This window comes from Xanthomonas sp. WHRI 7065, assembly GCF_040203115.2.
GTDB lineage: Bacteria > Pseudomonadota > Gammaproteobacteria > Xanthomonadales > Xanthomonadaceae > Xanthomonas > Xanthomonas arboricola.
Map to the genome: position 1 here is coordinate 1,987,663 of NZ_CP168194.1, position 26,455 is coordinate 2,014,117.

At 67.6% G+C, this 26,455-nt stretch carries 24 protein-coding genes; 17 read left to right on the forward strand and 7 right to left on the reverse strand.

The window, feature by feature from the left end; all coding sequences use genetic code 11:
• Positions 1–40: 40 nt before the first annotated feature.
• The 4 genes from ABQY64_RS08635 to ABQY64_RS08650 form a co-directional block, all read right to left on the reverse strand.
• Positions 41–775: a hypothetical protein gene (locus ABQY64_RS08635; protein ID WP_127158435.1), complete on the reverse strand. Its 735-nt coding sequence runs from the start codon at positions 773–775 to the stop codon at positions 41–43.
• 307 nt (positions 776–1,082) lie between these two features.
• The gene (locus tag ABQY64_RS08640; protein ID WP_016902092.1) at positions 1,083–1,472 is read right to left on the reverse strand and encodes a cytochrome c family protein; all 390 of its coding nucleotides are present in this window, start codon (positions 1,470–1,472) and stop codon (positions 1,083–1,085) included.
• Positions 1,473–1,497: 25 nt separating this feature from the next.
• Complete coding sequence (locus ABQY64_RS08645) at positions 1,498–2,850, reverse strand: hypothetical protein (protein ID WP_026064224.1); 1,353 nt, start codon at positions 2,848–2,850, stop codon at positions 1,498–1,500.
• A gap of 71 nt (positions 2,851–2,921) precedes the next feature.
• Positions 2,922–3,536, reverse strand: coding sequence for a cytochrome b (locus tag ABQY64_RS08650; RefSeq protein WP_065049044.1), 615 nt, complete (start codon positions 3,534–3,536; stop codon positions 2,922–2,924).
• A gap of 297 nt (positions 3,537–3,833) precedes the next feature.
• On the opposite strand from ABQY64_RS08650, the gene ABQY64_RS08655 reads away from it, so the two are divergent.
• The 14 genes from ABQY64_RS08655 to ABQY64_RS08720 all read left to right on the forward strand — a co-directional run bounded on the left by ABQY64_RS08655 (position 3,834) and on the right by ABQY64_RS08720 (position 17,453).
• The gene (locus ABQY64_RS08655) at positions 3,834–4,271 is read left to right on the forward strand and encodes an FdtA/QdtA family cupin domain-containing protein (RefSeq protein WP_104593469.1); all 438 of its coding nucleotides are present in this window, start codon (positions 3,834–3,836) and stop codon (positions 4,269–4,271) included.
• A complete protein-coding gene (locus ABQY64_RS08660; protein WP_016902086.1) occupies positions 4,268–4,939 on the forward strand; it encodes an acetyltransferase in 672 nt (223 codons plus the stop codon). Before ABQY64_RS08655 ends, ABQY64_RS08660 begins: the two co-directional genes overlap by 4 nt.
• Positions 4,940–4,941: 2 nt before the next feature.
• Positions 4,942–5,895, forward strand: a complete 954-nt coding sequence (locus ABQY64_RS08665; RefSeq protein ID WP_349779991.1) for a hypothetical protein — start codon at positions 4,942–4,944, stop codon at positions 5,893–5,895.
• 7 nt (positions 5,896–5,902) lie between these two features.
• A complete protein-coding gene (locus ABQY64_RS08670) occupies positions 5,903–6,814 on the forward strand; it encodes a GNAT family N-acetyltransferase (protein ID WP_349780034.1) in 912 nt (303 codons plus the stop codon).
• Entirely contained in the window at positions 6,814–7,926 is a 1,113-nt protein-coding gene (locus tag ABQY64_RS08675) for a DegT/DnrJ/EryC1/StrS family aminotransferase (protein ID WP_349779992.1), read from the forward strand. Before ABQY64_RS08670 ends, ABQY64_RS08675 begins: the two co-directional genes overlap by 1 nt.
• On the forward strand, positions 7,923–9,176 hold the full coding sequence (locus ABQY64_RS08680) for an O-antigen translocase (protein ID WP_349779993.1): 1,254 nt from the start codon (positions 7,923–7,925) through the stop codon (positions 9,174–9,176). The genes ABQY64_RS08675 and ABQY64_RS08680 overlap by 4 nt, the downstream gene beginning before the upstream one ends.
• The gene (locus ABQY64_RS08685) at positions 9,173–10,123 is read left to right on the forward strand and encodes a glycosyltransferase (protein WP_349779994.1); all 951 of its coding nucleotides are present in this window, start codon (positions 9,173–9,175) and stop codon (positions 10,121–10,123) included. The genes ABQY64_RS08680 and ABQY64_RS08685 overlap by 4 nt, the downstream gene beginning before the upstream one ends.
• The gene (locus ABQY64_RS08690) at positions 10,120–11,253 is read left to right on the forward strand and encodes a hypothetical protein (RefSeq protein WP_349779995.1); all 1,134 of its coding nucleotides are present in this window, start codon (positions 10,120–10,122) and stop codon (positions 11,251–11,253) included. Before ABQY64_RS08685 ends, ABQY64_RS08690 begins: the two co-directional genes overlap by 4 nt.
• A gap of 43 nt (positions 11,254–11,296) precedes the next feature.
• Entirely contained in the window at positions 11,297–12,148 is an 852-nt protein-coding gene (locus ABQY64_RS08695; protein ID WP_104574202.1) for a Wzz/FepE/Etk N-terminal domain-containing protein, read from the forward strand.
• 158 nt (positions 12,149–12,306) lie between these two features.
• A complete protein-coding gene (locus ABQY64_RS08700) occupies positions 12,307–13,149 on the forward strand; it encodes a class I SAM-dependent methyltransferase (protein WP_104559218.1) in 843 nt (280 codons plus the stop codon).
• Between the two features lie 12 nt (positions 13,150–13,161).
• Complete coding sequence (locus ABQY64_RS08705; RefSeq protein ID WP_349779996.1) at positions 13,162–14,382, forward strand: amidohydrolase family protein; 1,221 nt, start codon at positions 13,162–13,164, stop codon at positions 14,380–14,382.
• A complete protein-coding gene (locus ABQY64_RS08710; RefSeq protein ID WP_039520767.1) occupies positions 14,379–15,077 on the forward strand; it encodes a class I SAM-dependent methyltransferase in 699 nt (232 codons plus the stop codon). The genes ABQY64_RS08705 and ABQY64_RS08710 overlap by 4 nt, the downstream gene beginning before the upstream one ends.
• 136 nt (positions 15,078–15,213) lie before the next feature.
• Positions 15,214–16,344: a glycosyltransferase family 4 protein gene (locus tag ABQY64_RS08715; protein WP_349779997.1), complete on the forward strand. Its 1,131-nt coding sequence runs from the start codon at positions 15,214–15,216 to the stop codon at positions 16,342–16,344.
• Positions 16,341–17,453, forward strand: a complete 1,113-nt coding sequence (locus ABQY64_RS08720) for a glycosyltransferase family 4 protein (RefSeq protein ID WP_024940361.1) — start codon at positions 16,341–16,343, stop codon at positions 17,451–17,453. The genes ABQY64_RS08715 and ABQY64_RS08720 overlap by 4 nt, the downstream gene beginning before the upstream one ends.
• Positions 17,454–17,740: 287 nt before the next feature.
• Here the strand turns inward: ABQY64_RS08720 and ABQY64_RS08725 are convergent, their stop codons facing one another.
• Both ABQY64_RS08725 and ABQY64_RS08730 read right to left on the reverse strand, forming a co-directional pair.
• The gene (locus ABQY64_RS08725) at positions 17,741–18,955 is read right to left on the reverse strand and encodes a nucleotidyltransferase family protein (RefSeq protein ID WP_349779998.1); all 1,215 of its coding nucleotides are present in this window, start codon (positions 18,953–18,955) and stop codon (positions 17,741–17,743) included.
• A 60-nt stretch (positions 18,956–19,015) separates the two neighbouring features.
• Positions 19,016–20,569: a radical SAM protein gene (locus tag ABQY64_RS08730; RefSeq protein ID WP_054592798.1), complete on the reverse strand. Its 1,554-nt coding sequence runs from the start codon at positions 20,567–20,569 to the stop codon at positions 19,016–19,018.
• A 156-nt stretch (positions 20,570–20,725) separates the two neighbouring features.
• On the opposite strand from ABQY64_RS08730, the gene ABQY64_RS08735 reads away from it, so the two are divergent.
• Both ABQY64_RS08735 and ABQY64_RS08740 read left to right on the forward strand, forming a co-directional pair.
• Positions 20,726–21,787: a serine kinase gene (locus ABQY64_RS08735; protein WP_065049021.1), complete on the forward strand. Its 1,062-nt coding sequence runs from the start codon at positions 20,726–20,728 to the stop codon at positions 21,785–21,787.
• Between the two features lie 111 nt (positions 21,788–21,898).
• Complete coding sequence (locus ABQY64_RS08740) at positions 21,899–23,596, forward strand: ABC transporter ATP-binding protein (protein WP_349779999.1); 1,698 nt, start codon at positions 21,899–21,901, stop codon at positions 23,594–23,596.
• A gap of 32 nt (positions 23,597–23,628) precedes the next feature.
• Here the strand turns inward: ABQY64_RS08740 and ABQY64_RS08745 are convergent, their stop codons facing one another.
• Positions 23,629–25,032: an MFS transporter gene (locus tag ABQY64_RS08745; RefSeq protein ID WP_374151361.1), complete on the reverse strand. Its 1,404-nt coding sequence runs from the start codon at positions 25,030–25,032 to the stop codon at positions 23,629–23,631.
• Between the two features lie 371 nt (positions 25,033–25,403).
• Here ABQY64_RS08745 and ABQY64_RS08750 point away from each other — a divergent pair, with 371 nt between their 5' ends.
• A complete protein-coding gene (locus ABQY64_RS08750; protein ID WP_228608871.1) occupies positions 25,404–26,405 on the forward strand; it encodes an LLM class flavin-dependent oxidoreductase in 1,002 nt (333 codons plus the stop codon).
• Positions 26,406–26,455: the final 50 nt, after the last annotated feature.

Below are 26,455 nucleotides of genomic sequence, written 5' to 3' on the forward strand. Positions count from 1 at the left end.
CATGTCAGTGCCCGCGGGCGGGCAAAAGGTTGCGTGGGGATCAGAAGGTGACCGACGCGGTGCCCAGCCAGGGCGTTTCGCCGGGGCCGCCCTGCAGGCGTGGGGTGTTGTCGCTGGTGACGATGCGTTCCAGCTTCAGCGTCCATCGGTCCCGACTCCAGCGCAGGCCGAATTGCCCATACTGATAGCGGCCGGACCGGGCGGCGCCGTAGGCCATCGCCGGGAAACGTGACGAGCCGGCGCCGACCGTCAGGCTGAGGTCGTCGCGCAGCGGGATATTGGCGGTGACGTCGATGGCGACATTCCACGGCGACTGGTCGGCGCGCGGGAAATTGAAGGTCGACACCGAGAAGGTCAGCACGTCGCGATAGGACCAGGCCAGGCTGGCCTCCTGGCGGTCGAAGGTGCGCGTGGCCTGGTTGGTCGGGTAGCCGTAGTACAGCGCGCTGGCCTGCATCTGCCAGCGGTCGCCCAGCATCCAGGCGCGTGCGGCCTGGGCGGTCACCGCCACCGGCCTGCTCAGCGAGGGCGATTGCAGCGCGACCGACGCCGACGTCGACCAGCCCGGTGCGGGCAGCCAGTAGCCGGCGGTCTGCAGGGTCGCCTTGTTGGGCGCGATCGAGATGCCGCGGTCGATCAATTGCGAGGTCAGCGCCACCGCGCCGCCGACCGTGCCGGCGATGGCGTTGCCCGGGCCCAACACCAGGGCCAGCAGCAGGCAGTGGCGCAACGCGGCGCGTCGGCGTGCGGCTTGCGCGTGCCGGCAGTGCGGCATGCCCCGGGGCGTGTGGCAGCGTCGCCGGCCCGCCCCGTGGCCGCTCGCGAGCCACGGCTGCCCGTCGCAGGCGCAGCTGCGTCGCGTCCGGAGCGGGTAAGGCCTGGCAGTCAAGGCATTCGGCAATGGGGTAGGCGTCTACATGGAACAGGGGCGCGATAGTGACCCATCACGCAAGACGAGACCGCTGCGACGGCGGTTGTTCCGTCCGTATACGCGAAGGAACCGGCACAGGCAACGCGCACCTGTGCCGGTATGCGCCGGCGATCGCGCTTCCGGATGCCAACCGGCAGCGCGCCGGTGGCGATCAGTGCAGGGTGTTGAGGTAGGCGATCAGCGCGTCGAGCTCCTTTTGATCTTCCAGGCCTTCGTACTTCATCTTGGTGCCCGGCAAGGCCTTGGAGGAGGACTGCGACAGATAGGTCTTGAGCTGGGCAGGCGTCCACTGCCACTTGCTCGCCTTGAGCGCATCGGAGTAATTGCTGTAGTCGGCCAGGCTGGCGGCCGGGCGCCCGGCCACGCCGAACATCGACGGGCCCTTCTTGTTCTTGCCCTGGGCGGCGCTGTGGCATTCGGCGCATTCGGTCATGAAAACGCCTTTGCCGTCGGCCGCGTGCGCAGGTGGGGCAAGCAGGGCGCCGGCCAGTAGCAGGCCGGCCAGCGGGGCGCACAACAGGGTCTGGTGGAATGACTTCATAGGGGTCCTTACGCGTGCGGGGGGATCAGAACGAGACATTGACCGACAGCGCGAAACTGTCGAGATCGCGCGGGTTGGTGATCGGAATGCCGCCACCGAACACATTGGTGGTGCTGCCGTTGAACTTGTCGAAGCGGAACCAGGTGGCCGCAAACCGCACGTTGGCATTGGTGGTGTAGGTGCCTTCCTTGCCGAACGGGGTCCAGTACAGCAGGATCAGATTGGCGGTGGTGTCGGGAATGCCGTAGGGCTGATAGCGCGCCACATCGAACGAGCCGCTGTTGATCAGATGCGCCGCCAGCACGCCGTAGGTCTGCTTGAACGCGTAGTTCATGCTGATGTTCTGGTCGCGCACGCTGCCGCGATCGCGCGGGGACATGCTCGGGTCGGTCGGCAGCAGCGGGCTGCCGTATTTGCGGCGCTCGTAGATGTTGACGTAGGCCAGCGACAGCACGTGCTCGCGGGTGCCGAGGAACTGATAGGTCAGGTCGTAGCCCAGGTCGGTGAGGTCATCGCTGGGGCCGCCGCTGCGCAGTCGCTGGCGGCGCGTGGTCATGGCGGTCAGGCCGGCCGAGAAGAACTGCCGCTTCATGTCCTTCATATAGGCAAAGCGCGCATAGCCGGTGTCGCTGAGCTTGCCCGGGTCGCCATTGGGGTTCCAGCCCAGGTGGTCCTGCGCGTCGGTGGACAGCGCGCTGTAGCTGCCGACTTCGCCGTACCAGTTGCGGTCGAACAGGCCGTACACGGTGGCGCCGATCACGCGGTTGGAGAGCGAGGACGAACTGAGCATGCTGGCCGAGCCGGCATTGGACACCGGGCTCAACGTCGATGCATTGGGCAGCACCTGGATCGGGTCGGACACACCGGGATTGTTGTTGATGCTGACGCCGACCATCGCGTCCTTGCCGGCCAGCTGGAACGGCTTGCTGACAAAACGCAGATCCACATCGTCCAGCTGGGTGTTGAAGGTGTCGTTGCCGCCGTTGTTGGAGCGGATCTTGGAGTAACCGCCGACGTGGTCGTTGACCCGCCCGGCCAGATACAGGTCCGCTTCGTTGATGCGTGCGCTGCTGTCGCCACGGCTGGGATTGCGCCGGGTCCAGGTTACCTGGCCCGAGGCCGGGATCTTGGTGCCGTTGCCGTCGGTGTCAGTGAAGCCGCCGAGCTTGAAGCGCATGCCGTACGGCGTGAGCGACGGACCGTAGGAGCCGACATGGCAGTCCGCGCACGACGAACCGGTCTGGCGTGCGAACGAGGGAATCGCCTGCGCCTGGGTGCTGGCCAGCAGCAGCAACGGGCCGGACACGCACAACAAGGAGGTCAGGGAGGCGGTGCGCGTGGCAGTGGTGCGACGCGGAGCGGGCTGGGGAGTAGGCATGGAAAGTCCTTGTTCGACGGTACGGGGTTCGGCGCTGCGGGAGCGGGGGACGGCGGGCAACACGACGGAGCTCATCGGCGTTTTCCCGGCAGCACGCGGTGCAGCAGGCCATCGCGCAACACCAGGTGATGCCAGAGGGCGGCGCCGATATGCGCAATCACCAAGGCCAGCAGCACCCAGGCGGCATTCAAGTGCCAGGTGCCCAGGGTGTCGGCCAGGTCTTCGTCCGGCGCAACCAGATTGGGCAGCGTCAGTCCGAACAGGTAGACCGGTTTGGCGTAGGCATTGCTCAACGACCAGCCGATCAGCGGCAGGGCGACCATCAAGCCGTACAGCGCGAGGTGGGTGGCGCCAGCAGCCAGCCGCATCGGCAGCGGCGATGGCGGGCCAGGCGGCAACGCGCGCAGGCGGATGCGCAGGCCCACCCGCAGGACGAACAGCAGCAGCACCATCAAACCGAAGTGGCGATGGCCTTCCATCAGCCACTGCCGCAGGGCGCGTCCTTCCAGCTCGGCGCGCAGCAGGATCAGCGTGGCTGCCATCGCCAGGCAGAACACTGTCAGCCAATGCAATCCGCGCATCGGTCTGGGCAGCGGAATGACGCGCGCCGGCAGTGCGGCCTGCTCCGGCAGCGCACTGGCACTGTCGGCTGCAACCGCATCGGGCGCGTGGGGGGATGAACTCATCGATCGGTGTCCTGCGCTGGTGTCGTTGGATCCGGCAGTGCGCGGTGCGCTGCCAGGCCTGGCTCCCCACGCCGGCCGAGCTGCGGCCACGTGAACGTGCACCGATATGTGCGGCGCGGCCGCTGAAAGGTTGCATCGCCGTGCAGTGATGACGCGCCTTGGCACGGGGTTGGCGGCAGCGACTGCGCTTGCGCGCACCCGGGTTCGCAGCGCCGTGACGCCGCGCAACCTTTCGCGCATGCCGGCGCACTCAGGCATGTCGCACTACGTGCAGTCAGCGGTTACGCCCTTCCGATCATGGCCATCGAACGCATCCAGTTGCATACCCACGGCGACGATCGCGGGCTGCTCATCTCGTTGGAGCAGCAGCGCAATGTCCCGTTCGAGATACGTCGTGTGTATTACCTGTTCGGCACCCGCAACGGCGTCCATCGCGGACAGCATGCACACCGGCGGCTCAACCAACTGGCGGTGGCCTTGCACGGCTCGGTGACGATCCTGCTGGACCAGGGCGACGGCCACGGCCAGCAGGAAGTGGTGCTGGACGATCCATCGCAGGGCCTGCTGCTCGGCCGCATGGTGTGGCGCGACCTGCATCGCTTCAGCCCCGACTGCGTGCTGATGGTGCTAGCCGACCAGTTCTACGATCCCGCCGACTACATTCTCGATTACGACCAGTTCCTCAGCGAAGTGCGCGATGGCAGCGGTCTGGATGCACGCAGGCTGGAAGCATGAGCGTGCACAAGCCCCTGGTGATCGTGGGCGCAGGCGAATTTGCGCAGATCGCCTGCGAGTATTTTCAGCACGACAGCGACTACACGGTGGTGGCCTTCAGCGTGGAGCGCGACTTCCTGTTGCGGCCCACGCTGGCCGAGTTGCCGGTGGTGGCCTACGAAGAGCTCGAGCAGCGCTATCCGCCCGAACAGTACGAGGTCTTCGTCGCCATCCCGGCCACGCAGCTCAATCGCCTGCGGACGCGCTTTTTCCAGGACATGCTGCGGCGTGGCTATCGCTGCGCCAGCTATGTCAGCTCGCGTGCGTTCGTCTGGCGCAATGCGCAGATCGGCGCCAACTGTTTCCTGTTCGAAGGCAACGTGATCCAGCCATTCACCCGGATCGGCGACAACTGCATCCTGTGGAGCGGCAACCATATCGGCCACCGCACCGTGGTGCAGGACAATGTCTTCATCGCCTCGCATGCGGTGATTTCCGGCTATTGCGAGATCGGGCGCGGCAGCTTCATCGGTGTCAACGCCACGCTCAGCGACAAGGTGCGCATCGCCGCCGACAACATCATCGGCGCCGGTGCGCTGGTGACCCGGCATACCGATGCCGAGCGTGTCTACGTCGGCTCGCCGGCGCGCGCGGTGGCCGGCAGGTCCAGCTTCGACGTGGAGCTGTGAGTATGTTTGCCTGGACCAAGCGCGGCCTGGTCTTCGACGTCGCACGCGATGGCGTGGGCGGCTGGATGCAGCACGCCGCGCTGACGCCGACGCCCTACCGGTTGTCTGCGCAGGTGCTGCGTGTCTATGCGGGCTTTCGCGATGCGCAGGGCGTGAGCCGGATCGGCTATGTGGACGTGCGCGCCGACGCACCGACGCAGATTGTCGGCGTCAGCCCGCAGCCGGTGCTGGACATCGGCCGCGCTGGCTGTTTCGACGACAACGGCATGATTCTCGGCGATGTGGTGGCCGGGCCGCATGGGCTGTACATGTTCTATGTCGGCTTCCAGCGCGTGGCCAAGGCCAAGTTCCTGGCCTTCACCGGGCTTGCGCTGTCCCGCGATGGTGGCGAGCGTTTCCAACGCTTGCAGGACACACCGCTGCTGGATCGCGCGCCCGGGCGCAGCACGATTGCCGCGGTGCATTCGGCACGTTTCGAGGATGGGCGGTGGCGGCTGTGGTACGCGGTGGGCGACGATTGGGAAAGCATCGGCGGCCAGCCGTATCCGCGCTACCACATCCGCTATGCGGAGACCGACGATCTGCGCCATATCCCTGTCGACGATGTGGTGTGCCTGCGTCCGCAGGGCGACGAATACCGCATCGGCCGTCCGCGCGTGTATCGCCTGGGCGATCGCTATCTTATGTATTTCACCCGCGGCGATACGCACGGCGGTTATTTCCCGGGTTTCGCGTCCAGTCGCGACGGCGTGCAGTGGCAGCGCGACGACAGCCAGCTGGGGCTGCAGCTGTCCGAGCAGGGCTGGGATGCGCAGACACTCTGTTACCCGGCCTTGATCCAGCAGCATGATCGGGTGTTGATGTTCTACAACGGCAATGCAATGGGGCAGGCCGGCTTCGGCCTGGCCGATGCCGCGTTGCCGCCGGACCTGCAGGAGCACCATGCTTTCGGTTAGGCCGTATCTGCCCGGCGATGCGCCTGCCTGGGATGCCTTGGTGGCGTCCTCGCGCAATGGCAATGTGTTGCATCGGCGCGGCTACATGGACTATCACGCCGACCGCTTCGTGGACGCATCGTTGCTGATCGAACGCGGTGGCGAGGTGGTGGCGGTGTTGCCGGCGAACGTGGAGGGCGACTGCGTCAGCAGCCACGCCGGCCTGACCTATGCGGGCCTGCTGTCGTCCACGGCCTTGCGCGCGGGTGCGACCTTGCAGGTGTTCGAACAGATCGCCGCGCACTATCGCGCGCGCGGGGTGCGCGAGCTTGTGTACAAGCCGGTGCCGCATATCTTTCACGCATATCCGGCCGAAGAAGACCTGTATGCCCTGCATCGCGTAGGCGCGCAGCTGTACCGGCGCGATCTGTCCTCGGCGATCGCGTTGCGCGAGCCGTTTGCGTTCAGCGCCGAACGTCGACGCTCGCTGGGCAAGGCACGCAAGGCCGGTATGCAGATCCAGGTCGGCACCCGACTCGATGAATTTCATGCCCTGCTGACCGAGGTGTTGCAGCGCCACCACGTGGCGCCGACCCATCGGCTGGACGAGCTGCAATTGCTGCAACTCCGGTTTCCGCAGCAGATCGTGCTGCATGAGGCGCGGGCCGAAGGGGAGCTGTTGGCGGCAGCGCTGGTGCTGGATTTCGGTCGCAGCGTGCACACCCAGTATCTGGCGGTGTCCGCGCGCGGTCGCCAGCTGGATGCACTGAGCCTGCTGCTGGCCGAGCTGATCACCCAGGTGTATGCGCAGCGCCATTACTTCAGCTTCGGTATCTCGACCGAGCAGGCCGGCCAGGTGCTCAACGACGGTCTGGTCGAACAAAAGGAACGTTTCGGCGCACGCGCCGTGGTACAGGATTTTTATCGGTGGATGCTGTAATGGATGTGCCGTTCTTGGATTTGCGCGCGGTCAATGCGCGGTATGCGGAGGAGCTGAAGGTCGCTGCGGCGCGGGTGATCGATGCCGGCTGGTATGTGCTTGGGCAGGAGCTGGCCGCCTTCGAGGAAGAATTCGCGAGCTACTGCGGCGCTGCGCAGGCGGTGGGTGTGGGCAACGGGCTGGATGCGTTGTCGCTGATCCTGCGTGGCTATCGCGAGCTGGGCGTGTTGCGCGAGGGCGACGAAATCATCGTGCCTGCCAATACCTTCATCGCCACCTTTCTTGCGATCAGCCAGAACCACTTGGTGCTGGTGCCGGTGGAGCCGGACCCTGCGACCTTCAACATCGACCCGGCCAGTGTGGAGAAGGCGATCGGCCCACGCACGCGCGCCATCATGGCGGTGCATCTGTACGGGCAGTTGGTGGATGTGGCGGCGCTACAGACGCTGGCGCATCGCTACGGGCTGCTGCTGATCGAAGATGCCGCGCAGGCGCATGGCGCCAGTGCGCACGGGCGACGTGCCGGCGCCTTTGGCGATGCGGCAGCGTTCAGTTTTTTCCCGACCAAGAACCTGGGCGCACTCGGCGACGGCGGCGCAATAGTGACCTCGGATGCGCGCCTGGCCGAGCGCATCCGCGCGCTGCGCAACTACGGTTCGCAGGTGAAGTATCACCACCTCTGCCAGGGTGTGAATTCGCGGCTGGACGAGATGCAGGCGGCGTTCCTGCGGGTCAAGCTGGGCTATCTGGACGATGAGACCGCCCGCCGCCGCGCAGTGGCGCAGCGCTACCTGCACGGCATCGACAACCCCCTGATCACCTTGCCGACGGTGGTGGCCGAAGCGCAGCACGTCTGGCATCTGTTCGTGGTGCGCAGCGCCCAGCGCGATGCCTTGCAGGCGCATCTGCTGCGCTCGGGCATCCATACCCAGATCCATTACCCGGTGCCGCCGCATCGGCAGCCGGCCTACACCACCTTGGGCGATGCCTGCCTGCCGGTGAGCGAGCGGCTGCACCGTGAGGTGCTGAGCCTGCCGATGGGGCCGGCGCTGGACGATGCGTCGGTTGCGCGCGTGATTGCCGCATGCCAGTCGTTTGGCACCCCCCCATGAATGTCGTGCGCAGCAGCGCCTACACCGGCGTTGCGACGCTGGCCAAGCTGCTGGCCGCGCTGGTGGTGGTGAAAGTGGTGGCGGTCTACGCCGGCCCGCAGGGGGTCGGCCGGCTGGGCCAGTTCCTCAATCTGATGTCGGTGCTGGCGGTGCTGGCAGGCGGCGGCATCAGTGCCGGCATCGTCAAGTACGTGGCCGAGTACCGCGACGACGCGGCTGCGCTGGCACGTCTGCTCAGCGCGGCGCTGTGGTACGCGTTCTGCGCGGCCTGCGTGATGGCGGCACTGGCGTTGCTGTTCAGTGGCGCCATCGCCGAGCGCCTGCTCGGCGATGCGGCGTACCGGCCGCTGATCTGCGTGGCGGCGGTGGCGCAGCTGGGCATCGCACTGGTCAACTACATCCTGGCGGTGATCAACGGCTTCATGGACGTGCGCCGCCTGGCATTCGTGCAGGTCAGCGGTGCGGTGCTGAGCACGGCACTGGTGGCATGGCTGTCCAGCCGGGCACAGCTGCAGGGCGCCTTGCTGGCGCTGGTGCTGGGCCAGGTGCTGTGGCTGCTGGCCGGCGTGCCGGCGCTGCGGCGCAGCGGTTATTTTCGGCGCGAGATGTTGCGCATGCGCTTCGATGCGCAGATGACGCGCAGGCTGGCGGCGTTCTCGGTGATGACGCTGACCTCCACGCTGGTGCCGCAGCTGGTGGCCATGCTGGTGCGCGACCATCTGGCGCTGCAGTTCGGCTGGCAGCAGGTGGGGTACTGGCAGGCGGTGAGCCGGGTGTCGGATGCGTATCTGCTGTTCTTCACGACCGCGATCAACGTGTATTACCTGCCCAAGCTGGCATCACTGCAGGAGCGCGCAGCGCTCGGGCGCGAGCTGCGGGCCGCGTATCGCCATGTGCTGCCGGCGGTGATCGTGATGGCGCTGGGCGTCTACTTGTGTCGCGATTGGCTGACCTGGCTGCTGTTCGACGCCCGGTTTGCCCAGGCCACCCCGCTGTATGCCCCCCAGCTGCTGGGCGATGTGATCAAGATCGCCGCCTTCGTGCTGTCGTACGTGATGCTGGCCAAGGCGATGACGCGGCTGTTCGTGATCTCCGAATGCGTGTTTGCCGCCAGCTATCTGGCGCTGGTGTATCTGTTCACCGCGCAATGGGGGCTGATCGGTGCGATGTATGCCTTCGTCGCCAACTACGTGCTGTATCTGCTGTTCAACATCGTGGTGGTGCGGCGCTATCTGGTGCAGCCGGCATGAGCGATTCCACCCAACCCCTCCGGCGCGCACGCTGGCCGCTGGTCTCGGTGCTGATTCCGGCCTTCAACCACGAGCGTTTCGTGCAACGCTGCCTGGACAGCGTGCTGGAGGACCCGTACCCGTGCAAGGAGCTGGTCATCATCGACGATGGCTCCAGCGACGCGACCGGCGAGAAGATTGCGCAGTGGATCGCCAGTCATGGCCACCGGCTGCCGGTGCAGTTCGTGCAGCGCGCCAATCGCGGGGTGGCGGCCACACTCAACGAGCTGGCGCTACGTGCGCGCGGCGAATACCTGCGGCTGGGCGCAAGCGACGACTATCTGCTGGCCGGCGGGCTGGATGCGCAGGTGCGCTACCTGCGTGCGCATCCGCAGAAACTGGCGGTGATCGGCGATGCCTGTGTGGTCGACCAGCATGGGCAGCTGCTGCACGGCAGCGCCATGCGCGACCTGCATCGGGTGGATGTGAACCTGTACCGCTCCGCATCCGGCATCCGCCGCGCGGTGATCCAGCAGTGGGCGGTCGGCGGCGCGGTGGCGCTGCTGCGCCGCAGTGCCTTCGATGCGCGCGCCGGCTGGGACGAGTCGCTACGGATCGAAGACTGGGATTTTTTCCTGCGCCTGGCCGCGCGTGATGCGCTGGGTTTTGTCGACGTGCCGGTGTGCGCGTACCGGTTGCATGGCCACAACCTCAGCAAGACCGTGGACGTGCGCGCGCGCATCGCCAACCTGAGCGAGTCACGTCAGGTGGCACGGCGCTGTGCGGAATTGTTCGATGCGCCCGAGCGCGGCTTGCTGCACGCGCAGTCGCACTACATCGCGGCCAAGGTGGCGTTCCTGCAGCGCCGGCCGCACCGGGTGATTGGGCATCTGCTCGCCTATGCCTGGATGTCGCTGCCAGCCAGGTGGCGGCCCAGGCAGGCGCGCAGCACGGTGAAACCGGCATGAGCACGTTGTTACGCCGGCCGGCGACCTATCTGGCACTGCCGATGCTGCTCAGCTGTGCGCTGACGTTGCTGACCTATGCGCTGCCCGGCGACTATCTTGACGGCATCGCGCTGCTGGCCGCCGCCGCCGCCGCGACCTGCGTGCTGGATGCCGTGCTGCGCGTGCAGTTGCCTGCGGTGGAGCGCTTTCGCGCCTACCGTTACACCGGCACCCGCGATGCGTTCCTGGTGATGACGCTGGCGGCGGTGGTGACGCTGTTCTGCATCGTGGATGTGGCGCTGTTTCCGGTTCCGCTGTTCAGCGATCCGTCCTCGTATGCGACCTTGAGCCCGCTGCGCGCGCATGTGCGGCACATCTCCAACATGTGCTGGATCCTGCCGCCGATCGCGCTGCTGTGCGTGCGCCATCGCGGGCTGCGCGCGGCGATGCTGACACTGGGTTTCGTGTTTCCGATCGTGGTGATCGACCGCAACCGCATCTTTGCCGGGCTGTTTTCGTTCGTGCTGGTGATGCTGTTGCGCCGCGATCCGGCACGTCGCCTGCCGTGGAAGACCATCGGCCTGCTGGTGCTGGCCGGTGGCGGGGTGTTTTCCATCCTCGGCGCACTGCGTTCCGGCTCGCTGGCCACCGTGGCCCTGCCGTTCAGTGCCTTGTATCGCGCCATGCCGCAGGGCGTGCAGTGGTTACTGCTGTATATCAGCGCCGGGCCGTACAACTTCGGCGCGATCCTGGCCAAGGGCTATGTCAACGCCAGCTTCCTGGTCAATCAGCTGGTGCCCTTTAGTGGCTCGATCGCCACTGCCGGCACCAGCATTCCACTGGATGCGCCCAACATCAATGTAGGGACCGAATTCTTTCCGTTCCTGATGGCCTGGGGGGCGCCGGGTGCGTTGCTGGCGCTGCTGGCGTTGTATGCAGGGCTGGTGTGGAGCGTGCGCCTGCTCAACAGCTCGCTGTCGATCTTCCATGTGCTGATCTTCCTGCGCATCGCCTATGCCTGCCTGATGTCGCCGTTCGCGCCGCAGGCCTTCACCTGGACCAATTTCGGCTTCATCGCGCTGTGCTTGGTGTTGCATGCCTGCACGGTGCTGTTGCCTACCCGCAATGCCGTACCCACCGCTGCTGCGTAATGCGCGGCCGCTTCGCTTCACCCTGTTCCAGAGCCGGTGCACCATGACTCAACACGACGATATCTATCTGATCGACCTGTGGCGCATCCTGCGCCGCGAATGGCGCTGGGCGCTGGCCGCACTGCTGGTGGTGCTTGCATTGACCTTGGCCTTTACCCGCCTGGCCAGGCCGCAGTGGGAAGCCACCGCCTGGATCCAGGTCGGCGAGATCGGCCCCACGCCGGCCGGGCGCGACCCCAAGGTCGAACCGTTTCAGCGCGTGATCGACCGCATGAAGACGCGGCTGTTCCAGGATGCGGTGCTGCGCCAGGCCGGCGTGCCGCTGAAAAGCCGCGCTGCGCAGCTGTACCGCGGCAGCCTCAAGCCGGACCCGGACCCGTATGCCAATCTGATCGGGGTGACCATCCGGGCCGAGTCGTCGGCGCAGGCGCGCAAGCTGGCGATGACGACGGTGAGCGCCTTGCAGGGCCTGCACGGCGACACCAACGCAGTGGCGCTCGCACTGGCGCGTACACGCCTGCAAGGCCTCACCGACGATCTGCGCGCAGCAACCCGCAACCGCGATCAGTTGCAGCAACAGGTGCAGGCCGGGCAGGGCGCCGCTGCGGCCACACCGGCCCAGGTTCTGGCGGGCGTGCTGTTGACCGACAGCAACACCACCGTGCGCGCATTGAAGAGCGAACGCGACGATCTGATTGCCCGGCTGACCACGCGCTACACCTATCAGACCTCGCTGGCATGGCCGTTGTACGTGCCCGAGCAACAGGCGTTTCCCAATGCCGTCACCGCCTGGGCCGCCGGCCTGCTCGGCGGGGCGGGGCTGGCGGTGCTGGCGGCGGTGTTGCGCAATGCATGGCGTCGCCGCACGGTGGCCGCCCCGCGCGCCGCCGGCTGATCTGCGCAGCGCCGTGCGGCACGCTGCGCAAGGCTGCCCACGCTGCAACCAAACCGCCGGCGCGAGGCACTCACCGGTCAATCAAGCGATTGCCGCGTTGGCGGTATCGCGTCTGGAGAGTGTCGTGAGAACAGCTGGATCGGTATGGGAGGCTGCGCATGTCGGTGGTCAATGAGCATGCGGCGCGCGGTGGCACGGTGGCGCCGGAGCGCTTGCTGGAAACGCAACGCGCGTTTGACAGCGTTGCGCCCGACTACGACGGCCCACGCGGCAACAACGCGTTGATCCAGCGCATGCGCACCACCTTGTGGGACACGGTCGCGGCCGAGCTGCCGGTGGGCTCGCATCTGGTGGACCTGGGCTGCGGTACCGGCCTGGATGCCGGCGAATTCGCACGTCGCGGTTACCACGTGCTGGCCACCGACTGGTCGCCGGCGATGGTCGAGCGCACCCGCCATCGCGCGGCCACGCAAGGCCTGCAAGAGCGCCTGAGCGCGGCCCATGTCGGCATCCAGCAGCTTGACCAGCTGCAGGGCAGCTTCGACGGCATGTATTCCAACTTCGGCCCGCTCAACTGCGCGCCGGATCTGCCGGCGGTGGCGGCCGAATGCGCGCGTCTGCTGCGCGCCGATGGCTGCCTGGTGTTCTCGGTGATCGGGCGCATCTGCCCCTGGGAAATCGGCCATTACGGCGTGCGCGGGCGGTTCAAACGCGCCGCGGTGCGCGCCGCGCGCGGGGTCACCGCGGTGGGCATGAACGGCCACACCATCTGGACCTGGTACCACCTGCCGCGCGAGTTCTACCGTGCCTTCGCCAAGCACTTCGTCCTGGACCGCTATTGCGCGTTGAGCCTGTTCCTGCCGCCGCCGTACCTGGTGGATTTTTGCGAACGGCATCCGCGCCTGTCCGCGCGCCTGGGGCAGTGCGACGACCGGCTGGGCGGCCTGCCGTTGCTGCGCGACATGGGCGACCACTTCCTGATCGTGATGCGCAAGCGCTGAGTGGAGACGCCGATGTCCATGGCCGATGTCTGTCTGCAGGGCGCGCGCTCGATCACCCTGGCCGGCCCCTCGCGCGCGCCGCTGACCATCCGCGCGGGGCGCTTCGGCGGCACGCTCGGCACGCGCAGCCTGCGCCTGGACCTGCAGGGGCATGTGCTGGCGCCCGGCCTGATCAATGCGCACGATCATCTGCAGGTCAACTGCGTGCCGCCGCTGCCGCAGGGCGCGGCGTTTCCCAACAGCTATGCGTGGATCGAGGCATTCCAGGCGCATTTCCGGCATCCCGAGGTGGCCGCGGCCCTGCGTGTGCCCAAGGCGGTGCGTCTGCGTCACGGTGGATTGAAGAATCTGCTGGCCGGCGTCACCTGCGTGGCGCAGCACGACCCGTGGCATGCCACCCTGGACGAGCCCAGCTTTCCGGTTGGCCTGCTGCGCGAGTTTGGCTGGAGCTATGCGCTGGGATGGACCGGCTATGGCCCACCGGTGCAGGGCAGCTTTGCCGCCACCTCGCCCGAGCATCCCTGGATGATCCACCTGGCCGAAGGCACCGACGCGGTGGCGGCCGCCGAGCTGGAGGAACTGGATCGGCTCGGTTGCCTGGCCTCCAACAGCGTGCTGATCCACGGCGTGGGCATGGGCGAGTGCGACATCGAGCGGGTGATCGCATGCGGCGCGGCGGTGGTGTGGTGCCCGTCGAGCAATCTTGCGCTGCTGGGTCGCACGCTCGACCCCTGGCGCCTGTGCATGGCGGGCCGGCTCGCGTTGGGCAACGATTCGCGCGTCAGCGGTTCGCGCGATCTGCTGGAAGAACTGCGCATTGCCGCCAGCAGCGGCTTGGCTGCGGATCTATTGCTCGGCCTGGTCACCCATCAATCGGCGCGCATCCTGCGCATGGCCACGCGTGGACGCCTGGCGCCGGGGGCGGCGGCCGATCTGGTGATCGTGCGCGACCGCGGTGGCGACCCGGCCGACAGCGTGGTGGGCTGCACACGCAGCGACCTGCGTGCGGTGATACGCGATGGCGTCCCGCGCATCGCCGACCCGGATTTTGCCGACTGGTTCGACGCTGCAGGCGTCCCGACCGTGCCGGTGCTGCTGGATGGCCGGCCCAAGCTGCTCGATGCCACGCTGGCCGATCCGGCGGTGCTGGCACTGGAACCGGGCCTGCAGCGCGTGGCGCAGGCTGTGCACCGGCCCGGTGTGGTCATGGCCGCCAGCGGTGCGCTGTCGTGAGCGCAGTGCCGACGCTGGAGCCGGCAGCGGCGTATGCGCTGTGGGCGCAGGCGTATCCGCCGCATGCGCACAATCCGGTGATGCTGGCCGAGGAGCGCGCCATGCTCGCGCTGATGCCGAGCGTGTTGCAGGGCCAGCACGTGCTGGACGCCGGCTGCGGCAGTGGCCGCTACATGCTGCATGCCTTGCGGCGCGGCGCGCTGCAGGTCACCGGCGTGGATCTGTCGCCGCAGATGCTGCAGCGTGCGCACGCCGAGCTGTCGCAGCACTGGCCAGCGGCGCGTATGCGCCTGCAACAGGGCAGCCTGGAGCAGTTGCCGCTGGACGATGCGGTGGCCGATCTCAGCGTCTGCGGCCTGGTGGTCGGCCATCTGCAGCGGCTATGGCCGGCGCTGGAAGAACTGCATCGGGTCACCCGCGTCGGCGGCATCGTGCTGTGCAGCGATGTGCATCCGATCGGGCATGCGCTGGGCTGGCGGCGCGACTTCAAGGCCGATGGCCGGCAGTACGCGGTGCGGCATACGCAACATCTCTACAGCCATTGGCATGCGGCCTGTGCGGCGCTGGGGATGGAAATCGAAGCAGTGGCCGAGCCGATGCTGGACCCGGCCGACATCGCGCCCGGTGCACGGTTCGATCAGGCCGCGCTGCAGGTGCCGGTCGCGCTGGTATTGCGGCTGCGGCGCATCGCGTGAGCAACGTGGCGGCCATGCTGGCATGTGCCTGCAGCACCTCGGCCGCGGGCAAGCCTTGCCGTTTGCGCGCCGCGCGCTGCGCGGCACGTGGCCCGATCGCGCTTGCAGGCCGTGCAATCCGGGCGCGGTCGCTGTCATGAGCTTGCGGGTGGCGCAACTCAATCTGGTGCCGACGCCGGCCGGCCTGACGGCGGAGCAGGTGTTCGCGCAATGGCCATCGCTGGCCGATATCGCCGAGGCCGTCGCCAGCGCCGGGGTGCGCGTGGCGGTGATCCAGGCCTCTGCACTGAACCTGCGGCTCACCCGCCAGGGCGTGGATTACCGCTTCGTCGAGCTGGGTGCGCGCGGCAGTGCGCAGCGCGCAGCGCTGCTTGCGGCGACGCTGCGCGAGATCGGCGCCGATGTGGTCCATGTCCACGGTCTGGAATTTGCCGGCGATGCACGCCGTCTCGCCCGCCTGCTGCCGCATACGCCGATCCTGCTGCAGGATCACGCCAACCGCCCGCCGCGCTGGTGGGCCCGGAGTGTGTGGCGGCGTCGCTACGCTGCCGCCGCCGGGATCGCGTTCACCTCGCTGGACATGGCGCAGCCGTTCGCACAGGCGCGCCTGTTCAAGGCCAGGACGCAGCTGTTTGCGATTCCCGAATCGAGCAGCCGCTTCTTGCCGGGCGATCGCCTGCAGGCACGCGAGCACACCCGCCTGCAGGGCGACCCCTGCGTGTTGTGGGTCGGGCATCTGAGCGCGGCCAAGGATCCGCTGTGCGTGCTCGATGCCGTCGCCCTGGCCGCGCGCGTGTTGCCGGGCCTGCGGCTGTGGTGCGTGTTCGACCAGGCGCCGTTGCTGGAGCAGGTGCAGCAGCGCCTGCGCGCCGATCCGTCGCTGGCGCGCTGCGTGCAGTTGCTGGGCAAGGTGCCGCATGCGCGCGTGGAAACCCTGCTGCGTGCCTGCGACCTGTTCGTCTCCGCCAGTCATGCAGAGAGCTGCGGTTATGCCGCAGTGGAAGCGTATGCCTGCGGCACCTTGCCGCTCTTGACCGATATCCCGGCCTTTCGTGCGCTCAGCGATGGCGGCGCAGTCGGCGCGTTGTGGCCGGTGGGCGATGCCTCGGCCCTGGCGGAACTGCTGTTGCGGGTCTTTCGGCAACGCCCCGACCGCGCACAGGTGCGCGCGCATTTCGATACACGGCTGTCGTTTGCCGCGGTGGGGCAACGCTGGAAGCATGCGTACACCCGGTTGCTGGCCGCCGCGCCAGGGCGGGCCGCATGAAACTGGCCCTGGTGGTCCCGGGCGGCGTGGACCGCAGCGGCGAGGTCCGCGTGATCCCGGTGTTCCTGACCCTGATCGAATGGCTGGCGCGCCATCACCAGGTGCATGTGTTCGTGCTGCACCAGGAGCCGCTGCCCGGTACCTGGGCATTGCGCGGCGCCACCGTGCACAACATCGGCGCCAGGCGCACCCGCACGCGCGCGATCGCCGCCATCGCCAGCGAACACCGGCGTGCCCCCTTCGATGTGATCCAGGCCATTTTTTCCGGCTACTGCAGCCTGATCGCGGTCGCCGCGGCAAGGCTGTTGCGTCGTCCAAGCGTGGTGCATATCGCCGGTGGCGAACTCGTCGCATTGCATGGCATCGGCTACGGCGGCCGGCAGCGCTGGCGCGGGCGTTTACGCGAAGCGGTGATCCTGCGCCTGGCTGATCGCGTCACCGCGGCCAGTGCGCCCATCCTGGAGTCGCTGACGGCGCTCGGCATCCACGCGCAGCGGGTGCCGCTGGGCGTGGACCTGCGGGCCTGGCCGCCGGCGGCGCCGCGTGCACGCAGCGGCGGCATCGCCCGCTTGCTGCATGTGGCCAGCCTCAATCCGGTCAAGGACCAGACCACCTTGCTGCAGGCAATGGCGGCGCTCAAACGCGCCGGTGTCGCCTTTACCCTGGACATGGTCGGCGTCGATACGCTGGATGGCGCCATGCAGCGCCTGGTGCACCAGCTGGACCTGGGCGGGCAGGTGCGTTTTCTCGGTTTCAAGACCCAGCGCGAGTTGCGCCCGATCATGCAGACGGCCGACCTGCTGGTGCTGTCGTCCTTGCACGAAGCCGGCCCGCTGGTGCTGCTGGAAGCGGCGGTCGCCGGCGTGCCCACCGTCGGTACCGCAGTCGGGCATCTGGTCGAGTGGGCCCCGGTGTGCGCACTCGCGGTACCGCCGGGCGACTGGGCCGGACTGGCAGAAGCCGTCCGCCAGGTCTTGGCCGACGACGAGTTGCGCCTGCGTCTGGCCTGGGCGGCGCAATGCCGTGCGGTGCGCGAGGACGCGGCGTTGACCACGCGGTTGTTCGAGCAGCTGTATCGGCAACTGTGCGAGGCGCGGCCGCTGCGCTGACTGCGCCTATAAGGACGCAGCCTGCAGCGGCCGCCATGCAATACGCGCGGTGCAGCAACGAGGCTGCCAGGCCAAACCTGGTGACATCCTCGCAAGGGCGATCGGCTGAAAAGCGGCAGCCTGCGCACGCCTGCTGCAGTCCTGGAATCACCAACAAGACGTCGCGATCGGCCGATGGATGGATGCGGACGGCGCGCCCGGAATCGGACTGTGCGGCTGATACCTGCCGCCTCCGGGCATCGGCCGCGCCGGTGCGGCAGTGAGCGCAGCAGCGTTGTCAGCCGCGCTCAGACTGGCTGCAGATAGCCGTCCAGCGCTGCACGCACCACATACAGCATGTCGGTGCGCGGCACCGGCCGGGTCAGGCGCGTCATCACCCGGCGCAGCTGGGTCTGCCGCACCCATGGCTGGTCCTGAAGCCACAACTGGGTCTGCAGCATGTCGGCACGTTCCTTGCGGCTCTCGGCCGACGGCACCACCCGGTTGCGCAGGTACTGGCGCGCTTCGCCCAGCGAGCGTGACCATTCGATGCCGGGCAGGGCCGACAACCACAGGTTGGAACACGAGGCGGTGGTCAGGGTCTGGCGGGCCGCACGCATGCGCAGCAGGCGCGGGCAATCGGCCTGCAGCCGCGCCATCACCGCCGGCGGCACCACGCTGCGGTAATAGCGTTGCAACAGCAGCAGCGGCGGCAACGCCCACCACGGTGCCATGGCCGGGTCGTCCCACAACTGTTCCCAGTCGCGCGGGCCCATGCGCGTGGCCAGCAATGCCAGGTCATGCAGATGCATCAGGCGAATGCTGCGCTGGCAGATGCCGCCGGCTGCGTGCAGCAGCAGGTGGCACATCAGCGCGCCGACCGACGGGTAGGGATTCAATCCCGGCTGCGGACGCTCCGGCAGGATGCGCGCGGTGATGTCCACGCTGCTCAGCGGCAGGCGTTCCTGGATGCGGGTATGCAGCTCGAGATTGATCGGCGCATCGCGATGCTCCCCCAGCCCTGCGACCGCCTCGCCCTGCAGCGGCTTGAACACCTGGTGCTTCCATTGTTCGAAGGAGGCCACGTAACCCAGCTCGCACAACAGCGCCGCCGCCGCGGGCGCATCCTCCGGCGCCACCAGCAGATCGATATCGGCCATCGGGCGATCGCCGGGCAGATAGACGCCGAGCCGATGCAAGGCGGTGCCCTTGAGACCGACCAGGGCGATGCCCGCCGCACGCGCTGCCGCGTCGATGCGTGTCAGCAGCAGCGCGATGCGCCGATGGCGGTCTTCGACATGGCGGCGTTGCTCGTGCAGGAACGCGGTCCAGTCGACCTCCTGCCACAGCGAACGGCGTTGCAGCAGCGGCGACACCCCATGCGCGGCCGCCGCGGCCGCGGCCAGCTGCCATTGCAGCCGGTTCCACTGCGGCACCGCCTCGCCGGGCTGCGCCAATTCCCGGGCCAGCCGTTCGGTGGCCGTCTGCAGGCCGTGCTTGATGGTGCGAAGGGAAGGCTGCATGCGGCGGAGATTCCGAGAAAGGCGACGTGAGGTCGGGAAGCGAGGTCGGCGGGTTGTGCGTCAGCCGACCAGCACGCTGGCCAACTGGCGCGGTTGGCGTTCGGCAGCGCCGGCAAGCGGCTCGGTGCGATGTTGCCGTTCGCTGGCGATCAAGGCGGACCAGCGTGCTTCCAGCGTGTCCGAGGCCTGTGCAAACGCATCGGCGCCCAGCGTGGCGCGCGCCTGTTGCAGGTCCACCTGCGTATGCAGCAGATCGCGCACGCTGCGGTAGAACTCCGAGTCGTACGCGCCATGGAACATCATCGCCAGGTCGTCGCTGTCCTGCCAATGGGTCTTGCCGCCCAGCTGGTTTTTCACTTCTTCGTAGAACTTGGTGCCGGGCAGCGGATAGGACACGCTGACGCCGATGATGTCCGGGTTGGCCTGCGTCACCAGTGCGCGCGTGGCCAGGATGTCTTCGAGTTCTTCGCCCAGGTAGCCGAGTTGAATGAAGAAGCCCACGCGGATCCCGTGCGCGCCCAGGCGCCGGCGCGCGGCGATCACCTCGCCAACCTCGGTGCCCTTGGTCATTTTGTCCAGGATGCGCTGGCTGCCGCTTTCGGCACCCAGCCAGGCCTCTGCGCAGCCGGCGCGTGCCAGCGCGGCAGCCATGCGCTCGCTGGCCAGGTCGGCGCGGGTCTGGATGGTGAACGGGATCGCGCCATCGGCGTCGCTCAGGCGCTGCGCAAAGGTTTCCACCCAATCGATGTGGAAGCCGAAGATGTCGTCGGCCATCCAGAGGTGATCGGGCTGGAAGCTGCGCTTGAGATGGATCATTTCGGCAGCCACGTCTTCCGCATCGCGGCGCTTGTAGTGATTGCCCCAGATTGGTTTGGCGCACCAGTTGCAGCGGAACGGACAACCGCGCGATGCGGCCATGTTGAGGCTGAAATAGCCGTGCCGTTGCCGCCAGAACCGCTGATAGCGCGGCATGTCCACCAGGTCCCAGGCCGGCAGGCCGCTCAGGCGCGCGTCCGGCGGTTGCGCGCCACGATGCACGTGTGCTGCAGCAGATGAGCTGACGGCGATACGTGCAACGCCCGCGAGCCAGGCGTCTGTATCGATGATGGGATCTTCTTCGACGCGCGCCACCAGTTCGAGCAGTGGTGCGATGCCTTCGCCGATCAACACAGCGTGCGCGCCGGCAGCCAGAAACACATCCGGGTTGTCGGATGCATCGGAGCCGGCCACCAGCACGCGGCAGCCGGCCGCGCGCGCTTGCCCAATCATCTGGCAGGCCGCCTCGCGCATGCGGCTCAGGCACATCTTGGTAAGGAAGTTGAAGTTGTCTTCGTAGAACACCACCAGATCCGGTTTCGCCTGCTGCAAGGCACCGGTGTAGTCCTGCACGTCGTCGGCCAGCATCGCGTCGAACAGGCTCAGTGCATGGCCACGCTCGCGCAATAACGCGGCAACCTGCAGCGTCGCCAACGGTGGGTACGGTTTGCCGCGCTCCCATTGCTTGGGGTCGTAACGCAGGAAATACGAATGACTGACCTGGATCTTTAGCATCTGCACAAGGCTCTCGTTCTGTCGCCAGGTGCGCGCAGCGGCGGCGTGCGCAGGCACCGGCATTCGGCTCGGCAGTAGGTGCGGATGCAGGTGGCTTTGGTTGCGCCAATCGGCATGCCGTCGTTGGCGTGCATTGGGCACGCGTGCCGATGCGGATGCGGCAACCTTTCTGTTGCCGTTCGGCACATACCGGCTGATCGATGCAATGGATGGAAAGGCATGCCGCAGTCGGCTGCGTTGGCGCAATTGATGCCGGTGGGCGATGACGCAGGCACTGGCGCGCCGGATGCGGCGGCAGTGGCAGCAGATCCGTTCGGCGAACATCGGCCGCGTCGGCAGTGCGTGCGCCGGCAGATCCTCGGCGCACTGTTCCACTTCGAAAGCGACAGCGAGGCGCTGCTGGCATTGGTGGACCTGGCCTACGCCGGCCTGCCTGCGCATCGCCTGCCGGGTGCGCCGGAATTCCATATCACGCTGGATCTGGTGGCGCGTGGTCAGGCGGCTTCGAGCGCACAGCCGCCACCGGTGCGCACCCATGCCAGCGGCGGATTGCTGTGCGGCGTCATGGATGCCTGCAATTACCTGATGTTGTCGGTGCCCGCGCGCCGCGCCATGCTGGTGGTTTCCGACGACATGCTCGCCCACGCCTATCACGTGCGTTATGAGCTGATCGAATTTTCGGTGTTCCTGCTGGCGGCACGCGGCATGGGTCTGGTGCCGTTGCATGGCGCCTGCGTGGGCCGGCAGGGACGCTGTGTGCTGTTGCTCGGCGCCAGTGGCGCCGGCAAATCGACCCTGGCGCTGCACAGCCTGCTGCATGGCCTGGATTTCATCGCCGAAGACGGCGTGTTCGTGGCGCCGGAGAGTCTGCTCACCACCGGCGTTGCCAATTTCCTGCATCTGCGCGCCGACGCGCTGGGCCTGGTCGATGCGGACACCCGCGCGTGGATCAGCGCCTCGCCAACCATCCGCCGCCGCAGCGGTGTGGAAAAGTTCGAGATCGACATCCGCCACGGCCGTGCGCAGCTGGCGCGCGCGCCCTTGCAACTGTGTGCAGTGGTGATGCTGTCGGCAACGCCGGCGAGCGATCCCGCGCAGCCATTGCTGGCAATGCCCGCCGAACGCATCGCCGCTTGCCTCGCAAATGATCAACCGTATGCGGCCGGGCAACCGGGCTGGCAGCGCTTTATCCAACAGGTACAGCGCATCGGCATGTTCACCCTGCGCCGCGGGGCGCACCCGCAGGCCGCGCTGGACGCGCTGCTGCAGGTGTTGCGGTGAGCGCGCCGGCAGCGCGGCAGCGGTGCGTCCCCTGCCGGGCCGACGCCATGCCGTATTCCACAGTGAGCGTCAGGCGTGACTGAGATACGCGCTACTGCAGATCGCAAACCCATGCGTGCGCTGTGGCGCGATTTCGTCGGCACGCTGGTGCCGGCGGATGTCTCGACCATCGCACTCTATGTCGGCTTGTCGCTGCTGGCCGCACTGGCCGGCAGCCTGGTCGCGGTCAGCCTGGTGCCGCTGGTGCAGCCTGGTCATGCCGTCCGCCTGGCCGGCTACGCGCTGGCGTTACCGGCTGGTCTGGCAATGCAGGTGGCGCTGTTTGCCGGTGTCAGCCTGGTGTTTGCCGCACTGCGCTGGCATGGCGCACGGCTGGCCGCACGGCTGACCAGCCGCTACGCGATCGGGTTGCGGCAGCGCGTGCATGCGGCGTTGATCGATGCGCCGCTGCCGGCGCTGTCCGGTGCCAGCTCGGCGGAAATCGCCAATGTGCTGACCTACAACATCGAGATCGCCACCCAGGGCTTCAGTGCCGCCTTGCAGCTGCTGGTGGCCGGCATGACAGCACTGGTGAGCATCTGCATCGCGGTCATGATCGCCCCCGCGTTGCTGATGGCGACGCCGTTGCTGCTGGCACTGGCGTGGCTGGGCTTGCGCATCTCCAGCAGCGGCACCCAGGCGCGCATCAGCCGCGATTACGTGGCCGACATGACGCAGCTGTTCTGGTTGAGCGAAGATTTCCCGCGTCGCCTGCGGCATGTGCGTTCGTTCCAGCGCGAAGCACTGGAAGCCCGTCATTACGAGCGCATTTCCGCTCGGCTGGGGCAGGGCTATGCGCAGCAGCAGGCACTGGTGGCGGGCAGCCGGCTGATGCTCGAGGCCACCGCAGTGGCCGCCATCGCCGGCATCCTGGTGCTGGCCAACCTGTGGCAGGGCGCGGATCGCGCTGCGCTGATCACCGTCAGCCTGCTGCTCGGGCGCCTGCTGCCGTATCTGGTCAGCACTCGCCAGAGCGTTCAGCAACTGCGCTCGGCGTGGCCGGCGTTGCAGCTGTGGCGGCGCTATGTGGCGCTGGGCACGACGCGTCCACCGGCGTCGGCCGCACCGGCACAACCGTTGCCGGCCGCCCTGCATCTCGAACACATCGGCCTGGCACCGCCGTTGCCCAGGCTCGCTCTCGATCCGCTGCTGTTGCTGCCCGGCGAACTGACCTTGGTCGTCGGTCCCTCCGGCATCGGCAAGAGCAGTCTGATGGACGTGCTCTCGGGTCAGACCACGCCTGCGCAGTTCACCGCGCACATGGCCGGGCGCCGGCTGGATTTCGCCGCGTATCGCGCCCTGGTGCGGCATGGCGCCTACCTCGGTCAGGGGGTGCGGCCGTGGCAGCGCACGGTTCGCGCCTGTCTGGACTGGGCATTGCCCGGCACCAGCGATGCACGCATGTGGCAGGTACTGGCCGACGTCGGCCTGGGCGCGCGTCTGCAGCGCGACGGGCAAGGCCTGGACAGCCCGATCAACGGCCCGGATGGGCGCCTGTCCGGTGGCGAAGCGCAGCGCCTGCTGCTGGCGCAGGTGCTGTTGCGCAAGCCGACCCTGGCGGTGCTGGACGAGGCCACCAGCGCACTGGATGCCGAGGCCGAACAGCAGGTGTTGTGCATGCTGCGGCAACGCCTGCCGCAGACCGTGCTGGTGGTGGTCTCGCATCGCACCAGCCTGGCCGCAGTGGCCGATCGCACGGTTACCTTGGGCACCGCAGTTGCCGCGCAGACCGCCGCCCACACCGATGCGGTTGCAAGCTCAGATGCGTGATGCCAGGTGGCGTGGTCGCGTCGGCGCCGCGATCAGCCGGCAATCTCTTCCAGCGCCCGATTGCGCGTGCGCGGGCCCAATAGCGCAATCACGCCGGCCACGATCGACATACTGATCACGATAAAGGCCAGCACGCCATGGCTGCCGACCTGGGCGAGCAGCCAACCGATCAGCACGCTGCTCACCGCCGTGGAAAGACGGCTGAAGGAATAGCAAAAGCCCACCGCCCGCGCGCGCAAGCCGGTGGGGAACAGCTCGGCCTGATAGCCGTGATAGGCAAAGCTCATCCAGGCATTGCAGAACGCAATCATCGCCCCGCACAGCACCATGCCGATCGCCTGATGCTGCAGCGAAAACAGCACACCGAACAGCACCGCGCCCAGGGCCGATGCGGTGATCTGCCATTTGTTCTCCCAGCGCTGCGCAAAGCGCAGCAACAGCAGCGGCGCCAGCGGGTAGGCCAGCGAAATCGCAAAGGAATAGGCCAGGCTCTTGGTCACGCCGGTGCCTTGCGCCGAGATCAATGCCGGCAACCAGTTGCCGAAGCCGAAGAAGCCGATCGCCTGAAAGATATGGAATACCACCAGCATGCCGATGCGCCCGCGATACGGCGCACGCCACAGCGCCGCGGTCTGCATGTCGCCGGCCGGCGAAGGGGCGGTCACCTGGGGTGCGGCCAGGGGCGCACCCAGATCGCGCGCGCAGCGCGCTTCGAGCTGGGTCAAGACCGCATCGGCTTCGGTATGGCGTCCCTGCGCCGCCAGCCAGCGGGCCGATTCCGGCAAACGGCTACGCAGCCACCAGATCGCCAGCGCAAACACCCCGCTCAGCAGCACCACCCAGCGCCAGCCGCTCACCCCCAGCGGTGCATGCGGCACCAGCAGCCAGGCGGTCAGCGCCACCGCAGGCACCGCCAGAAACTGTACGAAGAATGCAAACGCGAATGCGGCACTGCGCATATGCCGCGGCACCAGCTCGGACAGATAGGTGTCGATGGTGACCAGCTCGATGCCCAGGCCGATCCCGACCACCAAGCGCAGCAGGATGACGCCGGTGGCGGTGTGCTGCAGGCCCATCGCCACGGTCGCGGCGGTGTACCAGATCAGGGCAAAGGTGAACACCGGACGGCGCCCGAAGCGGTCGGCGAACGGACTCAGCAGGGCGGCGCCGACGAACAGACCCAGAAACGTCGCCGCCGCGAACGCGGCCTGGTCGGACATGCCGAACGCGCCATCGGCAGCGCTGGCGAAGATGCCGTCGTGGATCAGCCCGGGGCTGATATAGGCGGTCTGGAACAGGTCGTACAACTCGAAAAATCCACCCAGCGCGAGCAGGCCGACCAGCCGCCACAGCGTGGCGCTGGCTGGCAGTCGATCGATCCGCGCGGCGATGTGCAGGGTGGCGGAAGCGGGGTCAAGCGGAGCGTTCGAAGCCATCGTCATGCAGGCGCTGCCAATGCGGTGTCCATCATAGCCAGCAGCCCTGTCACCCGGCGCCCGCGCTTCGCGGTCAGGCAACTGCATTCGCAGGCGATCCGACGAGCGCCAGACACCCACAGCCATCGCGCATGGCCTGATATCCCTCCCTCCGCGGCGAATGCATGGCTTGCGCGCCATTGCCGCGCCTGCGTTGCAGCGCCCGTCCAATGAGGCGCGGCCTGGGCACGGAGCGGGACAGTGGCCAGCTGCAGATCCTCCCGTTGTTTGACCACTGGAATGCTGTAATCCCCCCAGCGCCACCTGGGCAGGTGGCAAAGCCGCCTGGCCAGCCCCATCTCTTGCACATCATTCATTCCCGGAGTCATCCGATGACGCCCATTTCCGTGCTCGACCTGGCGCCGGTCTGCGAAGGCAGCGACACCACCCACGCCTTCGCCAACATGCTCGATCTGGCCCAGCACGCCGAGCGCTGGGGCTACCAGCGTTACTGGCTGGCCGAGCACCACAACATGCCGGGCATCGCCAGCGCCGCCACCGCGGTGCTGATCGGCCATGTCGCCGGTGGCACCAAGACCATCCGCGTCGGCGCCGGCGGCATCATGCTGCCCAACCATGCGCCGCTGCAGGTGGCCGAACAGTTCGGCACGCTGGCCTCGCTGTATCCGCAGCGCATCGACCTGGGCCTGGGCCGCGCGCCCGGCACCGACCAGCCGACCGCGCGCGCCCTGCGCCGCTATTTCGACAGCGCCGACCATTTCCCGCAGGACGTGGCCGAGCTGCTGCGCTACTTCGCGCCGGTGGTGCCGGGGCAACTGGTGCAGGCAGTGCCGGGGGGCGGTCTCGACGTGCCGGTGTGGCTGCTGGGTTCCAGCCTGTTCAGTGCGCGGCTGGCCGCGGCGATGGGCTTGTCGTTCGCGTTCGCCTCGCACTTCGCGCCCGATGCAATGGACGAGGCAGTGGCGATCTACCGCCGCGAGTTCCGTCCGTCCGCGCAGTTGGCCAAGCCGCACGTGATGCTGGCCTTGAATGTGGTGGCTGCGGAAACCGAAGCGCAGGCACGCCGCCTGTTCACCACCCAGCAGCAGAGCTTCGTCAACCTGCGTCGCGGCAAGCCGGGCAAGATTCCCGCGCCGATCGACGATATCGACAGTTTCTGGCAGCCGCACGAGCGTGCCGGCGTGGAGCGTGCGCTGGCGTGCACGGTGCTGGGCGATGCCGAGCAGATCGCCCAGGGCGTGGCCGAGTTCATCGAGCGCCACATGCCGGACGAACTGCTGTTCACCGCCAACATCTACGACCATGCTGCGCGTTTGCGTTCGTTCGAAATCGCCGCCATGGCCTGCCGCGAGCTGGACGTGACTCCTGCGTGATTCACGTCGCTTTGCGCGGCGATCCGCTCAGATGCATGCACCTCCATTGG

Bases quoted from the DNA above. Each gene is read 5' to 3' on its own strand.
- ABQY64_RS08635 (WP_127158435.1), bottom strand. From the start codon at position 775: ATGCCGCACTGCCGGCACGCGCAAGCCGCACGCCGACGCGCCGCGTTG.
- ABQY64_RS08640 (WP_016902092.1), bottom strand. From the start codon at position 1,472: ATGAAGTCATTCCACCAGACCCTGTTGTGCGCCCCGCTGGCCGGCCTG.
- ABQY64_RS08645 (WP_026064224.1), bottom strand. From the start codon at position 2,850: ATGCCTACTCCCCAGCCCGCTCCGCGTCGCACCACTGCCACGCGCACC.
- ABQY64_RS08650 (WP_065049044.1), bottom strand. From the start codon at position 3,536: ATGAGTTCATCCCCCCACGCGCCCGATGCGGTTGCAGCCGACAGTGCC.
- ABQY64_RS08655 (WP_104593469.1), top strand. From the start codon at position 3,834: ATGGCCATCGAACGCATCCAGTTGCATACCCACGGCGACGATCGCGGG.
- ABQY64_RS08660 (WP_016902086.1), top strand. From the start codon at position 4,268: ATGAGCGTGCACAAGCCCCTGGTGATCGTGGGCGCAGGCGAATTTGCG.
- ABQY64_RS08665 (WP_349779991.1), top strand. From the start codon at position 4,942: ATGTTTGCCTGGACCAAGCGCGGCCTGGTCTTCGACGTCGCACGCGAT.
- ABQY64_RS08675 (WP_349779992.1), top strand. From the start codon at position 6,814: ATGGATGTGCCGTTCTTGGATTTGCGCGCGGTCAATGCGCGGTATGCG.
- ABQY64_RS08680 (WP_349779993.1), top strand. From the start codon at position 7,923: ATGAATGTCGTGCGCAGCAGCGCCTACACCGGCGTTGCGACGCTGGCC.
- ABQY64_RS08685 (WP_349779994.1), top strand. From the start codon at position 9,173: ATGAGCGATTCCACCCAACCCCTCCGGCGCGCACGCTGGCCGCTGGTC.
- ABQY64_RS08690 (WP_349779995.1), top strand. From the start codon at position 10,120: ATGAGCACGTTGTTACGCCGGCCGGCGACCTATCTGGCACTGCCGATG.
- ABQY64_RS08695 (WP_104574202.1), top strand. From the start codon at position 11,297: ATGACTCAACACGACGATATCTATCTGATCGACCTGTGGCGCATCCTG.
- ABQY64_RS08700 (WP_104559218.1), top strand. From the start codon at position 12,307: ATGTCGGTGGTCAATGAGCATGCGGCGCGCGGTGGCACGGTGGCGCCG.
- ABQY64_RS08705 (WP_349779996.1), top strand. From the start codon at position 13,162: ATGTCCATGGCCGATGTCTGTCTGCAGGGCGCGCGCTCGATCACCCTG.
- ABQY64_RS08715 (WP_349779997.1), top strand. From the start codon at position 15,214: ATGAGCTTGCGGGTGGCGCAACTCAATCTGGTGCCGACGCCGGCCGGC.
- ABQY64_RS08720 (WP_024940361.1), top strand. From the start codon at position 16,341: ATGAAACTGGCCCTGGTGGTCCCGGGCGGCGTGGACCGCAGCGGCGAG.
- ABQY64_RS08725 (WP_349779998.1), bottom strand. From the start codon at position 18,955: ATGCAGCCTTCCCTTCGCACCATCAAGCACGGCCTGCAGACGGCCACC.
- ABQY64_RS08730 (WP_054592798.1), bottom strand. From the start codon at position 20,569: ATGCCGGTGCCTGCGCACGCCGCCGCTGCGCGCACCTGGCGACAGAAC.
- ABQY64_RS08735 (WP_065049021.1), top strand. From the start codon at position 20,726: ATGCCGCAGTCGGCTGCGTTGGCGCAATTGATGCCGGTGGGCGATGAC.
- ABQY64_RS08740 (WP_349779999.1), top strand. From the start codon at position 21,899: ATGCGTGCGCTGTGGCGCGATTTCGTCGGCACGCTGGTGCCGGCGGAT.
- ABQY64_RS08745 (WP_374151361.1), bottom strand. From the start codon at position 25,032: ATGGCTTCGAACGCTCCGCTTGACCCCGCTTCCGCCACCCTGCACATC.
- ABQY64_RS08750 (WP_228608871.1), top strand. From the start codon at position 25,404: ATGACGCCCATTTCCGTGCTCGACCTGGCGCCGGTCTGCGAAGGCAGC.